This is a genomic window from Halomonas sp. NyZ770 (assembly GCF_020616575.1).
Lineage (GTDB): Bacteria > Pseudomonadota > Gammaproteobacteria > Pseudomonadales > Halomonadaceae > Vreelandella > Vreelandella hamiltonii.
Map to the genome: position 1 here is coordinate 3,272,236 of NZ_CP085143.1, position 20,048 is coordinate 3,292,283.

Annotated in this window: 18 protein-coding genes; 10 read left to right on the forward strand and 8 right to left on the reverse strand. The window is 58.4% G+C overall.

The genetic code is table 11. From position 1 onward, the window contains the following. Position 1 precedes the first annotated feature (1 nt). Positions 2–1,405 (reverse strand): ethanolamine ammonia-lyase subunit EutB, encoded by a 1,404-nt coding sequence (locus tag LG409_RS15115; protein WP_016914958.1) that lies wholly within the window; start codon positions 1,403–1,405, stop codon positions 2–4. A gap of 212 nt (positions 1,406–1,617) precedes the next feature. On the opposite strand from LG409_RS15115, the gene LG409_RS15120 reads away from it, so the two are divergent. Both LG409_RS15120 and LG409_RS15125 read left to right on the forward strand, forming a co-directional pair. After that, positions 1,618–2,565 (forward strand): helix-turn-helix domain-containing protein, encoded by a 948-nt coding sequence (locus LG409_RS15120; protein WP_144980360.1) that lies wholly within the window; start codon positions 1,618–1,620, stop codon positions 2,563–2,565. A 274-nt stretch (positions 2,566–2,839) separates the two neighbouring features. Continuing rightward, positions 2,840–4,510 (forward strand): methyl-accepting chemotaxis protein, encoded by a 1,671-nt coding sequence (locus tag LG409_RS15125; protein WP_227407036.1) that lies wholly within the window; start codon positions 2,840–2,842, stop codon positions 4,508–4,510. Positions 4,511–4,587: 77 nt separating this feature from the next. On the opposite strand, the gene LG409_RS15130 is transcribed toward LG409_RS15125, so the two are convergent. After that, complete coding sequence (locus LG409_RS15130) at positions 4,588–7,401, reverse strand: putative bifunctional diguanylate cyclase/phosphodiesterase (protein WP_227407037.1); 2,814 nt, start codon at positions 7,399–7,401, stop codon at positions 4,588–4,590. 476 nt (positions 7,402–7,877) lie between these two features. Here LG409_RS15130 and LG409_RS15135 point away from each other — a divergent pair, with 476 nt between their 5' ends. The 4 genes from LG409_RS15135 to zigA all read left to right on the forward strand — a co-directional run bounded on the left by LG409_RS15135 (position 7,878) and on the right by zigA (position 10,710). Continuing rightward, on the forward strand, positions 7,878–8,240 hold the full coding sequence (locus LG409_RS15135) for a helix-turn-helix domain-containing protein (protein ID WP_026001833.1): 363 nt from the start codon (positions 7,878–7,880) through the stop codon (positions 8,238–8,240). Between the two features lie 181 nt (positions 8,241–8,421). Continuing rightward, positions 8,422–9,069, forward strand: a complete 648-nt coding sequence (locus LG409_RS15140) for a class I SAM-dependent methyltransferase (protein WP_039180414.1) — start codon at positions 8,422–8,424, stop codon at positions 9,067–9,069. Between the two features lie 41 nt (positions 9,070–9,110). Further along, positions 9,111–9,386 carry a TIGR03643 family protein gene (locus tag LG409_RS15145; protein ID WP_016914964.1) on the forward strand — a complete coding sequence of 92 codons (276 nt, stop codon included), beginning with the start codon at positions 9,111–9,113 and terminating at the stop codon, positions 9,384–9,386. A 97-nt stretch (positions 9,387–9,483) separates the two neighbouring features. Beyond that, positions 9,484–10,710, forward strand: coding sequence for a zinc metallochaperone GTPase ZigA (zigA, locus tag LG409_RS15150; protein WP_189462701.1), 1,227 nt, complete (start codon positions 9,484–9,486; stop codon positions 10,708–10,710). An 87-nt stretch (positions 10,711–10,797) separates the two neighbouring features. On the opposite strand, the gene LG409_RS15155 is transcribed toward zigA, so the two are convergent. From LG409_RS15155 to LG409_RS15180, 6 genes are all read right to left on the reverse strand, one after another. Further along, a complete protein-coding gene (locus LG409_RS15155) occupies positions 10,798–12,111 on the reverse strand; it encodes a TRAP transporter large permease (RefSeq protein WP_081195190.1) in 1,314 nt (437 codons plus the stop codon). Beyond that, positions 12,111–12,617, reverse strand: coding sequence for a TRAP transporter small permease (locus LG409_RS15160; protein ID WP_016914971.1), 507 nt, complete (start codon positions 12,615–12,617; stop codon positions 12,111–12,113). The genes LG409_RS15155 and LG409_RS15160 overlap by 1 nt, the downstream gene beginning before the upstream one ends. Positions 12,618–12,690: 73 nt before the next feature. After that, a complete protein-coding gene (dctP, locus tag LG409_RS15165) occupies positions 12,691–13,626 on the reverse strand; it encodes a TRAP transporter substrate-binding protein DctP (protein ID WP_227407038.1) in 936 nt (311 codons plus the stop codon). Positions 13,627–13,838: 212 nt separating this feature from the next. After that, entirely contained in the window at positions 13,839–14,477 is a 639-nt protein-coding gene (gene leuD / locus LG409_RS15170; RefSeq protein ID WP_144980372.1) for a 3-isopropylmalate dehydratase small subunit, read from the reverse strand. Beyond that, positions 14,474–15,907, reverse strand: coding sequence for a 3-isopropylmalate dehydratase large subunit (gene leuC, locus LG409_RS15175; protein ID WP_096922122.1), 1,434 nt, complete (start codon positions 15,905–15,907; stop codon positions 14,474–14,476). The genes leuD and leuC overlap by 4 nt, the downstream gene beginning before the upstream one ends. A 153-nt stretch (positions 15,908–16,060) precedes the next feature. Continuing rightward, the gene (locus LG409_RS15180; protein ID WP_039180436.1) at positions 16,061–16,864 is read right to left on the reverse strand and encodes a GntR family transcriptional regulator; all 804 of its coding nucleotides are present in this window, start codon (positions 16,862–16,864) and stop codon (positions 16,061–16,063) included. A gap of 147 nt (positions 16,865–17,011) precedes the next feature. Here LG409_RS15180 and LG409_RS15185 point away from each other — a divergent pair, with 147 nt between their 5' ends. From LG409_RS15185 to LG409_RS15200, 4 genes are all read left to right on the forward strand, one after another. Next, on the forward strand, positions 17,012–17,431 hold the full coding sequence (locus LG409_RS15185; protein WP_016914976.1) for a nuclear transport factor 2 family protein: 420 nt from the start codon (positions 17,012–17,014) through the stop codon (positions 17,429–17,431). Beyond that, positions 17,428–18,345: an isocitrate lyase/PEP mutase family protein gene (locus LG409_RS15190; RefSeq protein ID WP_096922121.1), complete on the forward strand. Its 918-nt coding sequence runs from the start codon at positions 17,428–17,430 to the stop codon at positions 18,343–18,345. Before LG409_RS15185 ends, LG409_RS15190 begins: the two co-directional genes overlap by 4 nt. A gap of 68 nt (positions 18,346–18,413) precedes the next feature. After that, positions 18,414–19,079: an isochorismatase family protein gene (locus tag LG409_RS15195; protein ID WP_039180438.1), complete on the forward strand. Its 666-nt coding sequence runs from the start codon at positions 18,414–18,416 to the stop codon at positions 19,077–19,079. Positions 19,080–19,094: 15 nt separating this feature from the next. Beyond that, on the forward strand, positions 19,095–20,048 hold the full coding sequence (locus LG409_RS15200; protein ID WP_218313843.1) for a polysaccharide deacetylase family protein: 954 nt from the start codon (positions 19,095–19,097) through the stop codon (positions 20,046–20,048).

Sequence of the window (20,048 nt, forward strand, 5' to 3'; positions counted from 1 at the left end):
CTTAGTCGCTCCCTTTCGGCAAGTGACGCAGGCTATTGGCAAAGGCGGCGGGAAGCTGGTCGTTCAGGCGATGGGTGCTCACATCCTGGAAGATCTGCATTCTGGCCAGCCACTGTTCGAACTCCGGCGCGGCTTTCAGCCCCAGCACCCGGCGGGCATAGAGCGCGTCGTGAAACGAGGTGGTTTGATAGTTGAGCATGATGTCGTCGGAGCCGGGGATACCCATCACGAAATTGCAGCCCGCCACGCCCAGCAGCGTCAGCAGGTTATCCATATCGTTCTGATCGGCGTTGGCGTGGTTGGTGTAGCACACGTCACACCCCATCGGCACGCCCAACAGCTTGCCGCAGAAGTGATCCTCGAGTCCCGCGCGGGTGATCTCCTTTCCGTCGTACAGATATTCAGGGCCGATGAACCCGACCACCGTATTGACCAGCAGCGGGTTGAACTTGCGCGCCACGGCGTAGGCGCGGGCTTCGCAGGTTTGCTGGTCCAGCCCGTGATGAGCGTCGGCCGAGAGCGAGCTGCCCTGGCCGGTTTCGAAATACATCACGTTGCGACCTACGCTGCCCCGGTTCAGAGTTTGTGCGGCGGCTTCAGCTTCGGCTAGGGTGCTCAAATCGAACCCGAAGCTGCGGTTGGTGGCTTCGGTGCCGCCGATGGATTGAAACACCAGGTCCACCGGCGCGCCCTGCTCGATGGCTTCCAGGGTATTGGTGACGTGAGTGAGCACGCAGGATTGGGTAGGAATCTCGTATTTCTGAATCACCTCATCCATCAGGCGCATCAGCTTGATGCTTTGGGCGACGTTATCGGTGGCGGGGTTGATGCCGATCACCGCGTCGCCACTGCCATACAGCAGGCCATCGAGAATGCTGGCCGCGATACCGGTCACGTCATCGGTGGGGTGATTGGGCTGCAGGCGAGTGGAAAGCCGTCCCGGCAGGCCGATGGTGTTACGAAACGCCGTGGTCACCTGACACTTCTTCGCCACCAGCATCAGGTCCTGGTTGCGCATCAGCTTACTCACTGCTGCGGCCATTTCCGGTGTGATGCCAGGGCGGGCAGCGGCCAGGGCCTCGCTGGTGGCGTGATCAGAGAGCAGCCAGTTGCGGAAGTCGCCCACGGTGAGATGCTGCAGCGGTGCAAAGGCCTGGGCATCGTGGTCATCGATGATCAGGCGAGTGATTTCATCCTGCTCGTAGGGAATCAGCGCTTCGTTCAAGAAGGTCGTGAGCGGCAGCTCCGCCAGTACCATCTGGGCCACCACCCGCTCTTCGGCAGTGTCTGCCATGACGCCGGCCAGTCGATCTCCCGAACGCGGCGGCGTGGCTTTGGCCATCAGTTCGGCCAGCCCCTTGAATCGATAATGGCGGCTGCCCACCGTCGAGTGATAGTGCGCCATAGGCCTCTCCTGCCCTGCCTCGTATTGGGCGGTGCTGTTTCGTGCTTGTAAACGGAACAAAACTTGCTTGTTGTCACAATAGCGCTATCACTTAACGGGGAGTATCGAGTTTTGGCAAACCACCTGACAGGCTCGAAAAACAAACGAAAACAAAATCTTGCCAAAAACCCCATCGCAGAACAGACACATGGCGACACCTTCAGGAGCAGGTCATGGAGATGACGTTGTCGAATAACGCACCACAAAAGTGCACACGAGAAGCCTGCGATGCCGACGAGCACGCCCAGAACCTGACGCACTGGCAGCAGCAGTACGACCAGCTCAGCCCAGGCCGCTTTTACGGGCGGCTGGATGAAATCGCGCTGCCCGCCGTCCAGCTCTTCAAGGAGCACACCGAACAGGCGCTGCGCCAGGATTGCCAGGTGTGGGAGGATTCGCTGTGGCTGGGGATTCCCGTTCGCCCCCACGGCTCACGCATCAATGGGCAACCCTTGGCAAGCAACCAGATCATGTGCCGCCCGGGTGGCCAGGCTTTCGAGCTGGTGACCCCAGGCCACTTCGATATCTACGGGCTGGTCGTGCGACTGCCTGCACTCTACGCTGCCGCTCAGCAGCAGGGTATTGCTTTGGATGAACGCTGGAGGCGGGAACCAAGACGCATGGTTCACCCATCGACACGGCACGCCTTGATGTTCGTTCTGGAGCGGCTATTGGGAGAACAAGGAGCCCCCGTTGCCGAACGGCTGCACCAGGACATCGTCATGATGGGCCTTCTGGAGCTGTTGGGGACCTGGCAACCCAATGAGGAGCTGCCCCCCAGCCATGCACACCGCAAGGCAGTGGTGGACAGCGTCAAACGCTACGTCGAAGAGCATCACGAAGGGCCCATGACCATGGAAGCGCTATGCGATCTGACCCATGTCAGCCGACGCACGCTGCAATACAGCTTTACCTCCATTCTGGGGATCAGCCCACTTCAGTTTTTACGCCTATCGCGGCTGAACCATGTGCGACGCGCCCTGCGCGCCGCCGTGCCGCCCCAGACGGTCACCGAGATTGCCACGTACTGGGGGTTTTGCCATTTGGGGCAGTTTGCCCACGACTATCGGCGTCAATTTGGCGAGTGCCCATCACATACGCTGCATATAAAAAGCAAATGATTATCATTATTAAAATTAAAATGTTAAGAATCTTCCCCAATTGTAAAACCTTGTATAAGAAACAGCATTTTAAATTTCGTCCTTTGGTAGGCAGCAAAAAGCAGTACAAGGCCCATACAGCTTAAGCATAACCGTACAAAAAAAATTGCGGGCATTTATAAGGCGCACTAAATTCCACATGATGAACAAAATGCCGAAGGCGGTTTGCCTCCCTCATTTATGCCGTTGACAACTTACTCCCACTTGCTTGACTCACTCCTCGACGGTACACCCCATGAAGAACATTAGAATTCAGCATAGCCTGACCGCCTCTATGGTGCTTCTCACCATACTCATACTGCTGGTAGGTGCATTTGCCATTACCGCAGCACGCAAAAATGTCAGAGACATGAGTGAACTGAATGAATTGACGGCGAAACAGGTCAATGCGTCGAACCGTATGGACGTCAATTTGATGGAACTGCGACTGCGCATGGCGCGCTACACGGACCTGGCCCGAGACAATCATCCCGACATGAGCCAGGCACAGTCGCTGATGCGTGAAAGCCTGGAGCGTACCACCCAACGCTTCGAAGAGCTCAACGGCTATAACGTCACAGAGCAGCAACAGCGCTACCCCTATTACATGGAGGTCATTCAGCGTTACAACGAGATGATCACTCCAACGCTTCGTCAAGCAGTAGCTGCTGGCAATGTCTCCCTCATCGAGAGTGAATCGAGACGTATGGAAAGCGCGGCGACTGCCTTTACGCTAGCCACCCGTGAGTTTTCACGCTTTGCCAACACGATTGCCGACGAGATGCAGAGCGAGGCCAAAGCAACGAACCAGCACATCGTGTGGACCGTGGCGGGGGTCTTGTTCGCCTCCTTGATACTGTTGGTGACGCTGCAGGTCGTTCTGAGAAGGTACATCGTGTCACCTCTTGGACAAGCCGTGGAAATTTGCGACCACATTGCCCAAGGTGATTTGACCCGCCCTATCAACGATCAGGGAAGCAATGAAATCGGCAAGCTCTACCAGGCGATGGCGGCGATGCAAACCCGGCTTACGGAGATGATGCTGACACTCTCTCAGACCAGCCAGATGGTGGCGCAAAATGCTCGTGATATTGCCAGCGGCAGCGAAGACCTGGCGTCGCGCACCGAAGAGCAGGCCAGCGCCTTGCAAGAAACCGCCGCCAGCATGGAGCAGATGTCATCGACGGTGAGCCAAAATAACCAGACCTCCAGTACGGCCAGTGAATTGACGGTCACTGCCTCTGCCAAGGCCAGCGCTGCTCGGCAAGAAGTCGAACAAACCACGGCGTTGATGAAAGATATGGAGCGTCATTCACAGCGAGTGCAAGACATCATTCAAGTGATCGAAGGAATCGCGTTTCAAACCAGTATTCTCGCGCTCAATGCATCGGTAGAAGCCGCACGGGCAGGCGCTCACGGACGGGGCTTCGCCGTCGTGGCAGGCGAGGTTCGCAAGCTGGCGACCAAGACCTCCGAATCTTCTGCACAGATTCGCACGATCATCGATGACATTGCCGCGCGCATCAAGGAAGGGGCCCGTCAATCCGAACGCAGTGCCGAAGGGATGGCCAGTACGGTCACGGCAGTCAAGCAGGTCAATGAACTGATGCAGGAGATTGCGCTGGCAGTCAATGAGCAGGAGAGTGGCATCAGCCAAGTGAGCACGGCCATTACTCAGATGGACTCGGCCACTCAGCAAAACGTCTCGCTCGTCTCTGAAACCAGCACCGCCGCCGCTTCTTTGCAGGACGAAGCGAACCGGCTGGCCGAGCTGATTGCGACCTTCAAGATCAATGGCCAGCAGAAAAGCGCCAGCTTCACTGCCAAGCCCGCCACCGTCTTGAACACTCTGCCTGCCAAGCTTCAAGCGGGCCTTCGCAACGCCACCGCTCGGCAACCTCTGGAACCTGAGTGGAGCGAGTTCTAGACGTTACCGATGATCAACGCGCCAAGATGATCGTTGGTCAATGCATGGCGGCACATCGTTGCCGCCATGCCTTCGTCTCAGCCAGGTAGCAGCCAGCGTTGGGCAAACTGCTGCGGGTCGAGCGGTGCGTCGTAAAAATAGCCCTGCGCCTGATAACAGCCCATTTCCAGCAGCGCTTCTGCCTGGGCCTGACACTCGATGCCCTCGGCGATGGTTTGCAGCCCCAATGTGTCGGCCATGGCGATGATCGTGGCCACGATGGTGCGGTCGCTATCACTGACCAGCATGTCACGGATGAACGAAATATCGATTTTGATCCGGTCGGCGGCAAAACGCTTCAGGTAGGCCAACGACGAATAGCCCGTGCCGAAATCGTCGATGGATAAGCCCAGGCCATGACCCTTCAAGATCTCGGTGGTTGCAATGGCGTCCTCAGGGTGAGTCATGATGCCACTTTCCGTGATCTCGACGCTCAGCTGGTCGGGGGCGATACTATGCTGTCGGCAGCTATTCAGTAAGGTGGCCACCAGTTCGCTATCTTCAAACTGGTCTGCGGCAATATTGATGGAGAGCTGGCCGCTCAATTGACACCCTTGACGCTGCCAGGCAGCCAACTGCTGGCACGCCTGTTCGATGACACAATTGCCCAGTGCCACGATCATCCCTCGATCTTCCGCAATAGGCACGAACTGACTGGGCGGGACTTCGCCAAGCTCATCGTCCCGCCAGCGACACAGCGCCTCGGCACCGATCAGTTCGCCGGTACGCATGTCGACCTGAGGTTGAAAGTGGAGATAAAGGGAGTGGTTGGACAGCGCCACTGCCAGGCGCTTGGCAATGCGTAGTTGATCGGCCACGGCGCGGCCCATCCAGTGTTCGAACGTACGAGCAGACAGCTTGTGACGTTTCGCTTGGTACATGGCGATATCCGCATGCTTTAATAACGCCTGCGCTGTTTGCCCGTGTACCGGATAGAGCGAAATGCCCACGCTGACCGATAATTCGCAAGAGTGCTGCTCTATAACAATAGGATTCTCTAAACTGTTGCATAGCCGCTCGGCGGTTATCAAGGCACGGCCTTTATCGTTGGCGTTGTCACACACCACGACAAATTCATCTCCTCCCAGCCTTGCCAGGTACTCCCCGGCAGGCAATGCATGACGAAAGCGCTGGGCGACTTTTTTCAACACCAGATCGCCAATGTCATGTCCCGCGGTATCATTGATCTCCTTGAAGTGATTGAGATCCAGGAGCAGCAATGCAAAGCGCGAACTCGTCTTGCGAATCACTCGCTCTTCGAGGTGTTGAATGAAATCTGCCCGATTGGGGAGTTGGGTATCGGCATCGCAGAATGCCAGCTGTCGAATGCGCGCTTCATCTTTTTGACGTCCCAACTCCGAGGCAGCCCGCGCCGCGAAGATTTGCAGCACGGTGCAGACGATATGGGCATCCTCCAAAGGTGCCTTGAACATGACCCCGATGATGCCCACGGGCCGTCCTTCGACATCGTCCAGCCGACGCCCCACATAAGCATTGACCCATTCCAATGCGCCGTTGGCTTCCTTGGGCAAGCGGATACCTGCTCCTTCAAGAACGACGCACTCCTGCTCGATGAGCACATCCTGACACGGCACCCCGGCCAGATGGTAACTGAAAGGTGCCTGTGGCTGACCGTTCACGAACAGCGACAAGACGTTGGCGAGATTGGGGTCACGCTCATCTAGTGTGGCAATGAAGCCTACTTCGGCCGCCAACGCATTGGCCATGTGATCCGTCAGTTGGGTCAGAAAGGCCTGCCCATGCTGAGCCGAAACGGCTGTCGCCACCTGCGCCACTGCGTGCTGGATACGCGCTTCGGATCGCCGATGCAAGAGGTTGTCGACCCCGAAGGCAACATCGTCAGCCAGCTCACTCAATAGCCGCAGCTCTCTTGTGGTTATCGTCGCGTCTTCTGCCTGGTAAAGGCACATGACACCCTGCCGTTGCCCTCGGTAGATCAGCGGCAGTGCAACGAAGGCATTGACACCAAGCTCTCGTAGCATGAAGGCCTGTTCAGAATATTCACCCGCCAGCGACGGGGCCCAGACCACGGCTTCTTGGGTTTCCAGCGCCGTCAGCGCCAGAGCACGGCTGCCCCCTTCGATCAACAACTGCCTGGGGCTCAACCACGCCAGGTCGCCACTTTCTTCATCAACGCTGGCCGTGACCGGCCCCAGCTCACATTGGGCAAACGACGGCGGGCGCTCGTGCACCCAGGCAGCACTGTAGCCACCGACTTCGACCATGGCTCGGCAGGCTGCCTGGAGCAACCCCTGCTCGTCCGTGGCGTGAAAACGTGCTTCGTTGACGCGATTCAACAGCCTCAGGGCACGCTGCTTGCTGGCGATTTGTTCATCGGCTCTCGCGCCAACCTGACGTCGAGACAACTCGAACCCTGCCAGGGAAGCCACGATACGCAGCACTTCAGTGGCATAGTCAGGCAATTCGAGAGGGGCCGAGTGCATCATGGCAATGATGCCCTGACACTGCCCAGACGCGTCCGACATGGGCACACCAAGATATCCTTCGGCATCATACACCGCCAGCTTGGGGTCATGAGGAAAGCGAGCAGCTACCTGGGATGGCATGTGGAAACAGGTGTCTGACGACACTTGGGCACACGGGGTATGCTTCAAATCGTAACTCGGCGCATCGACAAAGCCGCTGCACGACCATGTGGCCAGTGGCAGCGCTCTTTTCTTGCGAGGCTCGATACGCGCAATCATGACATGGTCGATATCGAGCAGAGCAGCAAGGGACTCAGCAACGTGACAAAAAAAATCACCCTGGCTGACACGCGTCAAGCTGGCGGCGAGTTGCTGAAAAATTTCTGGAGCCGTCGTGGAAGCCATGATATTTAGCGCCTTCGGGTTCTATAGGTCAGCCACGATGGCAAGCCAAATGCTTTTTAATAAGCCTTATTGACCGCTGTGTGATCATCCCTGAGCCATACAGTGATGGTATGAGTAGTCAACCCTTTAGCGGGCTCACTGACTTGATTCGAGTTTCTGTACTGCTCACCTGCATTCACTATCTTGCTGTTTTAACGCACTCAACAAGACTCTTTTTTCGTCATCTTAAAAACGATTCATGACTGGGTTTCAAAACCTAATGAAACTCACTTCACTTTCTCCCCACCAGCATCAACATTTAATCAAATGACTAATTTAAAAAAAGTTAATCGGTTTAACGCTGCGCGTGCGCGCTGGCGTGAAAAAAAAGCTTGGGACCTCATCATCACTCAACCCATCAGGATGATATTCAACCTAAACAGTCCTTCATGTCAATAGGCCGTTCCCCAACCATTCAGGGCTATATGGAGGAAAGTGTGAACAAAATTGAACAGAAACGGCTAGCTGGAAATATCGGACGAGCCATTGCCAAGCAGCGAATACGCTGCCAACTCACTCAAGAAGAGGTTGCCGAGCGGTTGGGGGTAGGCAACGAAGCGGTATCACGTATTGAGAGAGGGCGCGTCATACCCAATATTGTGCGCTTACTTGAATTAGCCGAGATTTTCAATTGTGAGGCCGCGGAATTACTCGGAGAAGCCAGTGTACATATCGATGACCAGACGCAAAGAATCAAACTCTTATTAGCGCCATTAAAGCAACAAGATCGACAACTGATACTGGACATTACCGAAAGTCTTGCCCACCGCTTACAGCAACAGGCCTCTTTGGGTGAGTAATCTGCCCCTCCGCACCACGTCAAACCACCACAAAATGTATCCATAAGTAACAAAATGGATTCAAAGTGTATCCAAGAATAAATCGTACTGCTTGGTAGCCTTTCGATATTCATGCTATAGATGTTCATGCCTTCCGCGCCAACACGCCCGACTGCCCAATGCGCATCACAAGGTAACGCTCATGCTGAATACCACCGCCTGGAATCGTCTGCGCTATAGCCTGTATGCACCTGTTTATGACGTTCTGATCTCACGAGCACTGCGTAAACCGCGCCAGGTGGCGCTAAGCCACGTGGATTGGGAACCGGGCATGCGCGTATTGGTGGTAGGAGCCGGTACGGGGCTGGACCTTCACTTTCTCCCCCGTGAGCTGGAAGTGCACTTGACCGATGTGACGCCCGCCATGTTGAAGCGCGCCGACGCCAGGGCCAACCGCCACCAGCGAGACGTGCTGTGCAAGATCATGGATGCTGCGGCACTGGATTATGCCGATGGGCATTTCGATGTGGTGGTCATGCATCTGATCCTGGCGGTCATGCCCCAACCCGAAAAAGGGCTGGCAGAAGCGTTTCGCGTCTTGAAGCCCGGCGGGCAGCTGTGCGTCCTGGACAAGTTTCAGCCTGACACCCACGCAGCGGGAAGGGGGCGACGGGCGTTGAATCTGCTGACCTCTTTTATCGCTACCGACATCACTCGCCAAGCAACCCCACTGCTGACGCAGGCAGGTTTTCGGATTCGTCATGATCGGCCAGTGCTGATGAACGGGCTTTTTCGAGCCCTGCTGGCAGCCAAAGACAAACCAGACAGTACCAATACAAGTTGCTCATAGCGTACAATGAACGTACCACTCTTTGCGCCATTGACCCCGCCATGCCCCATGCTGCTGTAAAACGCTTTCATCGTTTGCCACTCGACGAGCAGTCTCGCATCATCGAGATGGCTTGGGAGGATCGTACTCCTTTCGAGGCAATTGCATCACTGTTCGGGCTAGGCGAGCCTGAGGTGATCGCCATCATGCGTCACCAGCTCAAACCGACCTCTTTTCGCCTATGGCGCCAACGGGTATCAGGTAGAACCACCAAGCATGCTGCACTGCGCTCCCCAGAGGTTCTGCGCGGTTACTGCCCAACCCAATACAAGCGGTAAGCTCACGTCCTGATCAGCCAGTATTCAAGGTATCGTTTTCATCGGCAAATAAATGTTATATTATCACATAACATAAACCCGTTTAGAGGTACTGGCAATGTCTGCGTTCGCTCCTTTACCCGTGACCGTGCTTTCCGGCTTTCTGGGCGCGGGGAAAACCACCGTGCTCAATCATATTCTCGCCAATCGCGAGGGTCGTCGCGTGGCGGTGATCGTCAACGACATGAGCGAGGTCAATATCGATGGTGCACTGGTACGCGGCGGCCCCGGCGAGCCGATGCTGGACAGTGACGTCGCACTGAATCGTTCGGAAGAGCGGCTGGTCGAAATGAGCAACGGCTGCATCTGCTGCACGCTACGCGAAGATCTGCTGGTAGAGGTGAGCCAACTGGCTCGCGAGGGCAAATTCGATTACCTGGTCATCGAGTCCACCGGCATCTCCGAGCCGCTGCCCGTGGCAGAAACCTTTACCTTCGAAGACGAAAGCGGCCAGAGCCTTTCCCAGGTCGCAAGACTGGACACGCTGGTCACCGTGGTCGATGGCGCCAACTTCCTGGCTCAGTACCAAGAAGCGCAGAGCCTGGCCGAGGCGGGAGAAAGCCTGGGCGAGGACGATGAGCGCAACGTCGCCGACCTGCTGGTGGACCAGATCGAGTTTTGCGATGTGCTGCTGATCAGCAAGACGGACTTGATCAGTGAGACCGAACTGGCGTCACTGAAAGCGATCCTGCGCTCGCTCAACCCGGAGGCCGAGCTGGTGCCCATCACCCAAGGCGGCGTCCCGCTGGACAAGGTGCTGGATACCGGCAAGTTCGATTTCGAGCGCGCCCAGCAGGCGCCCGGCTGGCTCAAGGAGATGCGCGGAGAGCACGTGCCGGAAACCGAAGAGTACGGCATTGGCAGCTTCGCCTACCACGCCCGCCGCCCCTTCCACCCGCAAAAATTTCACGACCTGCTGAATGCCGAGTGGTTCGGCAAGGGTCTGCTGCGCTCCAAAGGCTTTTTCTGGCTGGCCACTCGCCCCCGCTACGCGGGCCAGTGGAGCCAGGCAGGCGGTATTGCCCATCACGGCCCCGCCGGGGTGTTCTGGAAAGCCATTCCGGAAGCCAACTGGCCGGAAGACCCGGAATACCGCCAGTTCATCCTGGAGAAATGGCAAGAGCCGTTTGGCGACATGCGCCAGGAGCTGGTGTTCATTGGCCAGAACATGGATCAATCCCGCATGCGTGCTGCGCTGGATGAGTGCCTGCTGAGCGAAGCAGAGTTGCTGGAAGGCATGGAAGCGTGGAAGCAGCTCCCGGACCCCTTCCCTGCCTGGGAATAAGCACACGCCGCCCACCCAACGTCATCCCAAGCAAAAGAGAGGCAGCTGCCTCTCTTTTGCGATGTTCTTACGCGCCCCTAATATCGTTCACTGCAACATGCTGGGTAGCCAGGTCGCCAGCCCCGGAAACACGATCAGCACGGCAACCAGCAGCATCGAACAGAGAATATAAGGGATTGCCGCCGAGTAGATTTCACGCATGGTCGTCCCCGCTGGCGCCACGCCTTTCATCACGAACAGCAACAGCCCAAGCGGCGGTGTCGAGAAGCTGATCTCCAGCGCCAGCAGCACCACGATACCAAACCATATCAGGTCGAATCCCAGCGCCTGCGCCAACGGGAAGAAAATTGGCACGGTCAGCATCATGATGGAAATCTGCTCCATGAAGGTACCCAGCACCAGCAGTACGGCAAACATGGCCAGCAGCATGAAGATCGGTGATAGCTCAAAGCTGGTGGCCCAGCCAATCAAGCCGCCTGACGCTCCGGAAAAGCCCAGCAGCTGGCTGAACGTGGCAGAGCCAAACACGATCAGGTAAGCCATCAGCGTCACTTTCAGCGCCCCCGTGACCGAGAGTTTAAAAGACTCCCAGGTCATGCAGCGGAAAATGAACGCCAGAATGATGACGCCCAGGGCCCCGAAGGCAGCCGCCTCGGAGGGCGTGGCAAAGCCCATCAACATCATGCCCACGATGATAATCATGACGCTCAGCATGGGCAGAATATCGGTCACGATCAGCTTGAGTTTGGCCCTCAGCGGCACGGGCTCCAGTTCATAGGCGGGCGCCGCCTGCGGATCCAGCCGGGTCTGGATGAAGATGGTCACGATATAAAAACCCGCCAACGTCAGGCCAGGCAGAATACCGGCAATCAGCAGTGCGCCAATATCCACTTTTGCCAGCGTCGCCAGCAGCACCGCCAGCGCTGACGGAGGAATGATGATCGCCAGACCGCCGGTTCCCAGAATGGGGCCAATGGCCATCTTCTTCTTGTAGCCTCGGCGTTCCATCTCGGGCACCAGCAACGACCCCATCAATGCCGTAGAGCCCATGGAAGAGCCGCTTAACGTGGAGAAAGCCGTGCCACCTACCACGGTGACGTAGGACAAGCGCCCCGGCACCTTGCCCAGCAGCTGATCGACCGCGTTGAACATTTTCATGCCCAGCCCGGTGCGAAAGAAGAGTTCACCCATCAGCAGAAACAGCGGGATGGGCACCAGATTGAAGCTTGAAAGCGCGCCAAAGCCATTGTTCAGCATCTGCATGATGCCTGCCTGCCCGCCCATGAAGTGCCAGGCCCCAATCACGTTGGCTGCCAGGAAGGCCAGTGCAATCGGCGTACCGATCGCCATGAAGATGAGGATCAGCGACAGTAGAAAAGCGAGCGCAAAGTACCATTCCATTATTCTTTAATCCCCGCTTCGCCGCTGTGAAGGAGTTCATGGCCCACCACAAAGCGAGCAAACTCGATGGCCATCAGCGTAAAGCTGATGGGAAATACGATGGTCAATAGCCATTTGGGAACGAAGAACGCGCGTACGTCATAGTCGCTGCGTTCGATATTCAGCATCACCAGATCCAGCCCTTTCCACGCCAGCACGGCACACACCACCACACACAGCAGCGAGACACCCCGGCTGAGAATATTCAGCGCGGGCAGCGGCAGGATGGAGGTCAACAGCTCGATGTGCACATGCCCTTTCTGTCGCACCAGCCAGGGCGCGCCCAGCAGGGTGAGATAGAACATGGCGTACTCGGTGGAGAGAAAGAACCACGCCGAAGGTTGCAGCCCCAAATTACGAATCACGACCGAGAGCACCACGGCCACCATCAGCCATACCAGCATGATGGCTGCCAGTAGCGCCATGCCGTTCAGCAGCAGCAAATAGCCACGTTGTGCGTAACGCATAGGAAGTCCTGGAAGTCGCCTGGAAACCGATGGGCGCTGCCCAAGCAGGGCAGCGCCCACCAGGGTCGCTTACTTATAAGTCGTTGAACTTCTCAAGCAGCGTGTCGTAGTGCTCCAGCCCCATGGGATGGCGCTCCATTTGGCGACGCATACGTTCCCAAGTGGCTTCACGGGCAGCTTCGGCATAACGCTCGCCGGCCTCACCCTCCAGGGTGATCACCTGCATGCCATCGGCCTCCAGAGCGGCCTGCTGCTCTTCGGAAAGGGCTGCCAGCTTCTCGGCGCTGTCACGCTCGTGCTCGATGGCCACTTCCTGAAGGATTTCCTGGGCCTCGGGGCTGAGCTGATTCCATTTGTCGAGGTTGACGATCACGCCCATGTCCGTGGAAAAGAACGCGGGATCTACCCGGTAGTTGAGGAAGCGATCCCAGTTGAGGTCTTTCAGGCCGATTTGCGTCCAGCCGGTGGCATTGACCACGCTACGCTCGAGGGCCGCGTAAACATCGGTGGTCGGCAAGCTGATGGGCTGGGCGCCCAGATAGTCCTGGAAGAACGCATCATAGACAGGGTTGCTGCGCAGGCGCAGCCCCGAGACACTGAGGTTGCCCTCTGCATCGATGGTAGGCTCGTTGATGGTGTAGAGGTTGTAGCTCACGCCACTATCGAACCAGCCCAGATAATAGGTGCCCATCTTCGCTTGATGGATCTCGTTGAGCAGATCGATACCGCCATTGTCACGGGCAAAGATAGCGTTGGTATTGGACGCCACCATGGCATCACGCTCAGGCACTGTGCCCGCATAGAAGCTGGCGGCGGTGTAGGCCATGTCCACCACGCCGTTGCGCACCGCGTCGGGTTGCTCGGAAAGACCGATGACCTCAGGGCCGCCGCGCACGTTGATCTGCACCACGCCCTCACCGCGCTCGTTGACCTTGTCGACGAACTCCAGAAAGCTCTGGGTGTAGATCAGCGAAGGAGGAAAAGCATGGACGGCGGTGATTTGATCCACCGCCAAGGCATGGGTAGACCCAACGCCGTGAGCATGCCCAACGTAAGGGTTACTTTTTTCATGTGTGTCTCCTGCACAAGGTGATCTTTTGTAGCGGTTATTGTGTTGATCTACTGCCTAAAACCATTGTTGCAAGCGTGCGTCGTGTTGTTATCGGTCCATCATGTTCGGCGCGGGGTGGCTGCTCTGACGGCCGCTTGGCCCGGGCCGCTTTATCCTTTGCTGATGATCGCGGCACTGGGCGGCACGGGCGCCACCCATGGAAACTGCTGTTCGTAGTGCGCGGCGAAAGTATCGATCTCTTCAAGATGCTGCCGGGTCATATCGATATCGTCCCAACCGTTCAGCAGCTTGGTGCGCCACACGGCCGAGACGCTAAAGGATACGCACAGCTCGCCGACGCGAATATGCTGCGCTTCCAGGTCCACCACGATAGGCGCAGGGGCCTCGGACAGCGCCTGCAGCAGCTGTTCTGCGGCCTCCTCCGTCACCACGGCGGGCAGCAAGCCATTGTTGACGGCGTTGGAGGCGAAGATATCGCCAAAGCTCGGCGCCACGATGCAGCGGAAGCCATCGTCCACCAGCGCATAGACTGCCGCCTCGCGGGAAGAGCCAGCGCCAAAGTTGCGTCGACTGACCATGACTTCCGCCTGGCTCGCCATGGGATGATTGAGCATGACGTTCGGCACCCGCTGGCCCTGTTCGTCATGGCGCACGTCATGCAGCAGAAACTGCCCGTACCCCACGCTGCGTGGCTCCTTCATGAAGCGGGCAGGAATCAGCTGGTCGGTATCGACGTTCGCGGCGGGTAACGCCACCCCCAGAGTGTCCAGGATGGTGATGGGTTTCATGACGGCTCTCCCGAGGCGCGGGGTGAGGAGGAAGCGAGCTGGCGCACGTCGGTCAGCCGCCCGTTGATGGCCGCGGCGGCCACCATGGCGGGCGACATCAAATGGGTACGCGCTCCCGGGCCTTGGCGCCCTTTGAAGTTACGGTTGGTGGTGGATGCACAGCGCTCGCCGCTGGCCACCAGATCCCCGTTCATGCCCACACACATGGAACAGCCGGAGTGGCGCCACTCCAGTCCTGCGGCCTTGAAAACACGGTCAAGCCCCTCGGCTTCGGCCTGGGCTTTTACCAGGGTCGAGCCCGGAGACACCATGCCCGGCACGCGGCTTTCATGGCCTGCCAGCACAGCGGCGGCGGCACGCAAGTCTTCGATCCGGGCATTGGTGCAGGAACCGATGAAGACGCGGTCGATGGTGATATCGGTGAGCTTTTGCCCTGCCGTCAATCCCATGTAGGCCAGGCTCTCCCGGGCCTGGCGCGCTTTGGCGGGGTCATCCAATTGCGCAGGATCGGGCACGTGCTGATCAATGGGCAGCGCTTCTTCAGGCGAGACGCCCCAGGTCACCGTGGGGGCGATTTCGTCGGCATTCAGCACCACTTCCAGATCGAACTCCGCATCAGGGTCGCTGCATAGCGTCGCCCAGTGCGCACAGGCCTGCTCGAACGCCTCACCCTTCGGGCACCAGGGGCGTCCACGCAGGTAGTCGAACGTCGTTTGATCCGGGGCGATCATGCCGCAGCGCCCGCCACCTTCGATGGAGAGGTTGCATAGCGTCAGCCGCGCTTCCATGGAGAGCGCCCGAATCGCCTCGCCCGCATACTCGATGGCATAGCCGCGAGCGCCGTCGGCCCCCAGCTTGGCAATCCAGGTCAGGGCGATATCCTTGGCGGTGATACCTGCCGCCAGCTGGCCATCCACCGTAATACGCATCACTTTGGGCTTGCTCTGCCACAGGGTTTGGGTGGCCAGCACATGGGCCACTTCTGACGCGCCAATCCCGAAAGCAATACTGCCGAACGCCCCGTGGGTGGCGGTATGGCTGTCGCCGCACACCATCACCATACCGGGCTGAGTAAGCCCCTGCTCGGGGCCCAATACATGCACGATCCCCTGGCGAGGATCCTCCAGGCCAAACAGCGTCACCCCGTGCTGTTGCGTGTTATGGCTGAGCTGCTCGATCATCGAGCGCACCTTGGCGTCTGCCACGTCGGCAAGGTCGCGTGCTTGGGTGGGCACATAGTGGTCGGCAATACCAAAGGTCAGGTCTGGCCGGGCGACGGGTAGCTGCCTTTCGCTCAACTTGTTGAAGGCGTGGAACGACCCTTCATGGACAAAGTGACGATCTACCCACAGCAGGCTTTGGCCGCTTTCGCTGCGATGCACTTCGTGGGTTTGCCATACCTTGTCGAATAGCGTCTTGGGGGAACTCATTGTCGTCACTCGCTGCCTCAGTGCGCCTTGCCAGGCTTGTCATTGTTACCCCAATACAACTAGCGCAGTTATCCAGCACAGGTCAAATGTATTTTTTAAAATTTTAAATCTGTATTAAATTTAATACATTAAAAGCAGAGCAAAAATGCCTACTTACCCCTCGCCTTGGGTGGGCCCACCGCCCACACGGGGCTCCCAGTACCGCGCATCGCCATTGCCGTTGCGCTCCAGATCGATCTGAAAACGATAGCGATCGGGCCGGTACAGCGCCTCCAGATGCTCCACTCCTCGCCCCTGTTCATCGAACACCACGCGGGTCAGGGAGATCAGCGGCGAGCCCACAGTGACATCCAGCGCCTGGGCCACGTCATGGCTCGCCAAGGTGGCCGAAATGGATTGCGACGCGTGGTCCACCTTCACGCCGCTGCGCTCCAGCAGCACGAACAGCGGCGTATTGGCCAGATCCATCTCGTTGTAGTGCAGCGCGATGGCTTCCGGCACGTGGGTAATCAGATGCGAAAACGGCTTGCCATCGACCATCCGCACCCGCACCGAACGCTGCACCTTGCCGCCCTTGGCCATGCCCAGCCGCTCGCGAATCATCTCCGGGGGCGGAATGTAGGCAAACTCCAGCAGTCGCACCTGGGACGCCTGGCTCATCTTGACCATGTTGGGCATCAGGTTGGAGACGCTGGCCGTCATCACCGTGGCATCCAGCGGCTGCTCCAGCACCACGGTGCCCACCCCCGCCCTGCGATCGACCAGCCCGGCAGACTGCAGCGCCTCCATGGCGCGCCGAACGGTCACGCGGGAAACGCCGTGCTGCTCGGCCAGCTTGTTTTCGCCCGGCAGCTTGCTGTCGGCGGGCAGCCTGCCGCTGAGAATGGCATCTTTCAGCAGCAGGTATATCCGGTGCGATTTAGTCCCACCCACCGCCGAGGACTGTGCATCACTCATTCACGCCCCTCCAGGGTATGCTTCAAAAAATATTCACATCGGGCTTGACGCGAGAACAACAATAGACATAAAAATGTATTAAATATAATACATATAAAACACCGTATCAGCATACCGCATTTGCCATATCAACAAGAGTAATGCGCCGTGAAGAATACGCAATGCCTCGATGTTCACCCCCATGACGTGCAGCAGGTGCTGACGTTTCTGGACGCCATGGAAGCACGCGATCTACCGCTTGCCCAGCGCTGTCTGGCCGAGCATGTCGTCATGCAGTTTCCGGGGGCGCCCGCCATGCATCATCTCGACGACGTGGTGGCGTGGGCCCGACACCGTTATCGCCGCGTCAGTAAAACCTTTCATGCCGTGAACCACTGTTTGACACCTCGCCAGAGCATCGTCGTGTGCCACGGCGAGCTGGCCGTCGAGTGGTTGGACGGCAGCACCAGCGCCAGCGTGCGCTTCATTGACCGCTTCGAATTAACCGATGGACTGATTACCCGCCAGGATGTCTGGAATGACCTGGCGCTGGCGCAACCCGCCCCCCACATGACGAGACCGCTATGACACGCCAACACAATATTTCCCATCAGGCTTCCTCTTCCCTGGCGCACCAGCCAGCCCAACTGAAGCAGCACTTGAACGACAGCAGGATCGTCGTGGCCCCCGGCGTCTTCGATGCCCTCGGCGCATCGCTTGCCGAGCAAGCAGGCTTCGACACCGTCTACCTGTCGGGTGCCAGCCTGGCCTACACCCAGTTGGGCCGCCCAGACATTGGCCTGCTCAGCATTACCGAAATTTGCACCGCCATGTCGCACATTCGCGAGCGCACGCAGCTTTCGGTGGTGGTGGACTGCGATACCGGCTTCGGCAACGCCATGAACGTCATGCGCAGCGTACGTTTGCTGGAGCGCGCAGGCGCCAATGCCATTCAGCTGGAAGACCAGACCTATCCTAAACGCTGCGGCCACCTGCGTGGCAAAACGCTGGTCTCCAAAGGTGAGATGGTCGGCAAATTGCATGCCGCATTGGACGCTCGGGAAAGCGACAGTACGCTGATCATCGGCCGCACCGACGCACTGGGTGTCGAAGGCACCGACAGCGCCATCGAGCGCGCCCAGGCCTACTATGAAGCGGGCGTCGATATGCTGTTCATCGAAGGCATTCGCAGCGACGAAGATATCGGCAAGATCATGGCACAGTTCAAAGGCAAGGTGCCCATCATGGCCAACATGGTGGAAGGCGGCGACACCCCGCTGAAAAATGCCAAGGCCCTGGAAGCGCTGGGCTTTTCGATGGTGATTTTCCCAGGCGCCCTGGTCCGGGCCATCACCCACATGGCCAGCCGCTTTTTTGCCACGCTGAAAGAGGATGGCACCACCGATGCGTTCCGCGGGCAGATGCTCGATTTCAAACAGCTCAACGACTACCTGGGCACCCAGGCGATGCTGGAGCTGGGCGAACAGTACGACAATCGCTAGCGCTCGTTCATCGGTACGTTGCGATTAGTGACCCGTGCCGCCAACCAATAACGACTCAGGAGACGATAATGCAGACCACCGACAAAACGGCAAAAGAGATCTTTCACGAGGTGATGGCCAACCCGCAGCGAGTGCCCTTCGGCTTTGGCAAGAAAGCGGTGCTGGTCAATGTGGACCCGCAAAAGGCCTACACCCGCACCGACCTCTTCAAGACCGCCTACGAAACCGACCCCAAACAGCTGGAGTATACGAACCAGTTGGCGCGTGGCTTTCGGGAGAAGGGCTGGCCGGTGGTCTGGACCCATGTTGCCTTTCTGGACTCCGCCGAAGATGCAGGCGTGTGGGGCACCCGTACCGACACCCCCGACTCGCTGCAAAACATCAAGTACGGCTCCGAGCGTGCCGAGTTCGACGAGCGCTGCGAGATCGACCGCAGCCGCGACGTAATCTACACCAAGCGCATGCCCTCGGCATTTTTTGAAACGCCGCTGCAGTCACTGCTGGTATGGCACCAGGTCGACACGGTGATCATCACCGGTGGCTCCACGTCGGGCTGCATCCGCGCCACTGCCGTGGAGAGCCTGTCCCGCGGCTACCGCACCATCGTGCCCATGGAGTGCGTGGCCGACAAGCACGAGAGCTACCACTACGCCAACCTGACCGACCTGCACCTCAAGTACGCCGATGTCATGCCCGTGGCTGACGTGCTGGCGTGGCTCGAGGGCGATGCATAAGGCGAGGAGCCCACGATGAAAGAGTCACTTGGCGTTTACGACTACTGGGCCTACGACCAGCGCCCGAAAATCACCTGGCCCGGCGGCGCGAAGGTAGCCTTCTGGGTGGCCCCCAATATCGAGTATTACGAGATCGACCCGCCGCAGAACCCGAGCCGCAAACCGTGGCCGCACCCCCACCCGTCGGTGCCCGGCTACAGCATTCGCGACTACGGCAACCGGGTGGGCCACCAACGCCAAATGGCCCTGCTGGACAAGTACGGCATCCGCGGCTCGGTATCGCTATCCACGGCACTCTGCGAGCATCATCCCGAAATCATCCAGATGTGCCAGGAGCGCGACTGGGAGTTCTTCAGCCACGGCATCTACAACACCCGCTACACCTATGGGCTGAGCGAAGCCCAGGAGCGGGCGATGATCCGCGACAGCATGGAGACCATCCATCGCCACACCGGCCAGGCCTGCGCCGGGTATCTGGCGCCTGCGCTCTCCCATTCGGAGCGCACCCTGGACCTGTTTGCCGAAGTGGGCGAGGAGCTATTCGGCGAGCAAGGCGGTGTTTACACCTGCGACCTGTTCCACGATGACCAACCCACGCCGGTCAGCGTGCGTTCCGGCAAGCGGTTCATCTCGATGCCCTACTCGCTGGAGATGAACGACACCATCGTCTACGCGGTGAACAAGGTCGAGCCGCGCCAGTACGCCACTATGCTCAAGCGCCACTTTGACCGCCTGTACCTGGAGGGCGCAGAGTCCGGCACGGTGATGTGCATTCCCACCCACAACTATCAGGTGAGCTGCCCCCACCGCATCAAGGCATTCGAAGAAGCGCTGGAGTACATCACCGGCCACCCGGATGTGTGGGTCGCCACGGGCCGCGAGATTGCCGATTACTACCTGGCCCACTATTACGATGCCGCCCTCGACAGCATCCAGGCCCAGGCCGCCACCGCACGCAGGGAGGGCTAA

Bases quoted from the DNA above. Each gene is read 5' to 3' on its own strand.
- zigA (WP_189462701.1), top strand. From the start codon at position 9,484: ATGTCTGCGTTCGCTCCTTTACCCGTGACCGTGCTTTCCGGCTTTCTG.
- LG409_RS15140 (WP_039180414.1), top strand. From the start codon at position 8,422: ATGCTGAATACCACCGCCTGGAATCGTCTGCGCTATAGCCTGTATGCA.
- LG409_RS15145 (WP_016914964.1), top strand. From the start codon at position 9,111: ATGCCCCATGCTGCTGTAAAACGCTTTCATCGTTTGCCACTCGACGAG.
- LG409_RS15155 (WP_081195190.1), bottom strand. From the start codon at position 12,111: ATGGAATGGTACTTTGCGCTCGCTTTTCTACTGTCGCTGATCCTCATC.
- LG409_RS15130 (WP_227407037.1), bottom strand. From the start codon at position 7,401: ATGGCTTCCACGACGGCTCCAGAAATTTTTCAGCAACTCGCCGCCAGC.
- LG409_RS15115 (WP_016914958.1), bottom strand. From the start codon at position 1,405: ATGGCGCACTATCACTCGACGGTGGGCAGCCGCCATTATCGATTCAAG.
- LG409_RS15195 (WP_039180438.1), top strand. From the start codon at position 18,414: ATGCAGACCACCGACAAAACGGCAAAAGAGATCTTTCACGAGGTGATG.
- LG409_RS15200 (WP_218313843.1), top strand. From the start codon at position 19,095: ATGAAAGAGTCACTTGGCGTTTACGACTACTGGGCCTACGACCAGCGC.
- leuD (WP_144980372.1), bottom strand. From the start codon at position 14,477: ATGAAACCCATCACCATCCTGGACACTCTGGGGGTGGCGTTACCCGCC.
- LG409_RS15180 (WP_039180436.1), bottom strand. From the start codon at position 16,864: ATGAGTGATGCACAGTCCTCGGCGGTGGGTGGGACTAAATCGCACCGG.
- LG409_RS15125 (WP_227407036.1), top strand. From the start codon at position 2,840: ATGAAGAACATTAGAATTCAGCATAGCCTGACCGCCTCTATGGTGCTT.
- LG409_RS15190 (WP_096922121.1), top strand. From the start codon at position 17,428: ATGACACGCCAACACAATATTTCCCATCAGGCTTCCTCTTCCCTGGCG.
- LG409_RS15120 (WP_144980360.1), top strand. From the start codon at position 1,618: ATGGAGATGACGTTGTCGAATAACGCACCACAAAAGTGCACACGAGAA.
- LG409_RS15160 (WP_016914971.1), bottom strand. From the start codon at position 12,617: ATGCGTTACGCACAACGTGGCTATTTGCTGCTGCTGAACGGCATGGCG.
- leuC (WP_096922122.1), bottom strand. From the start codon at position 15,907: ATGAGTTCCCCCAAGACGCTATTCGACAAGGTATGGCAAACCCACGAA.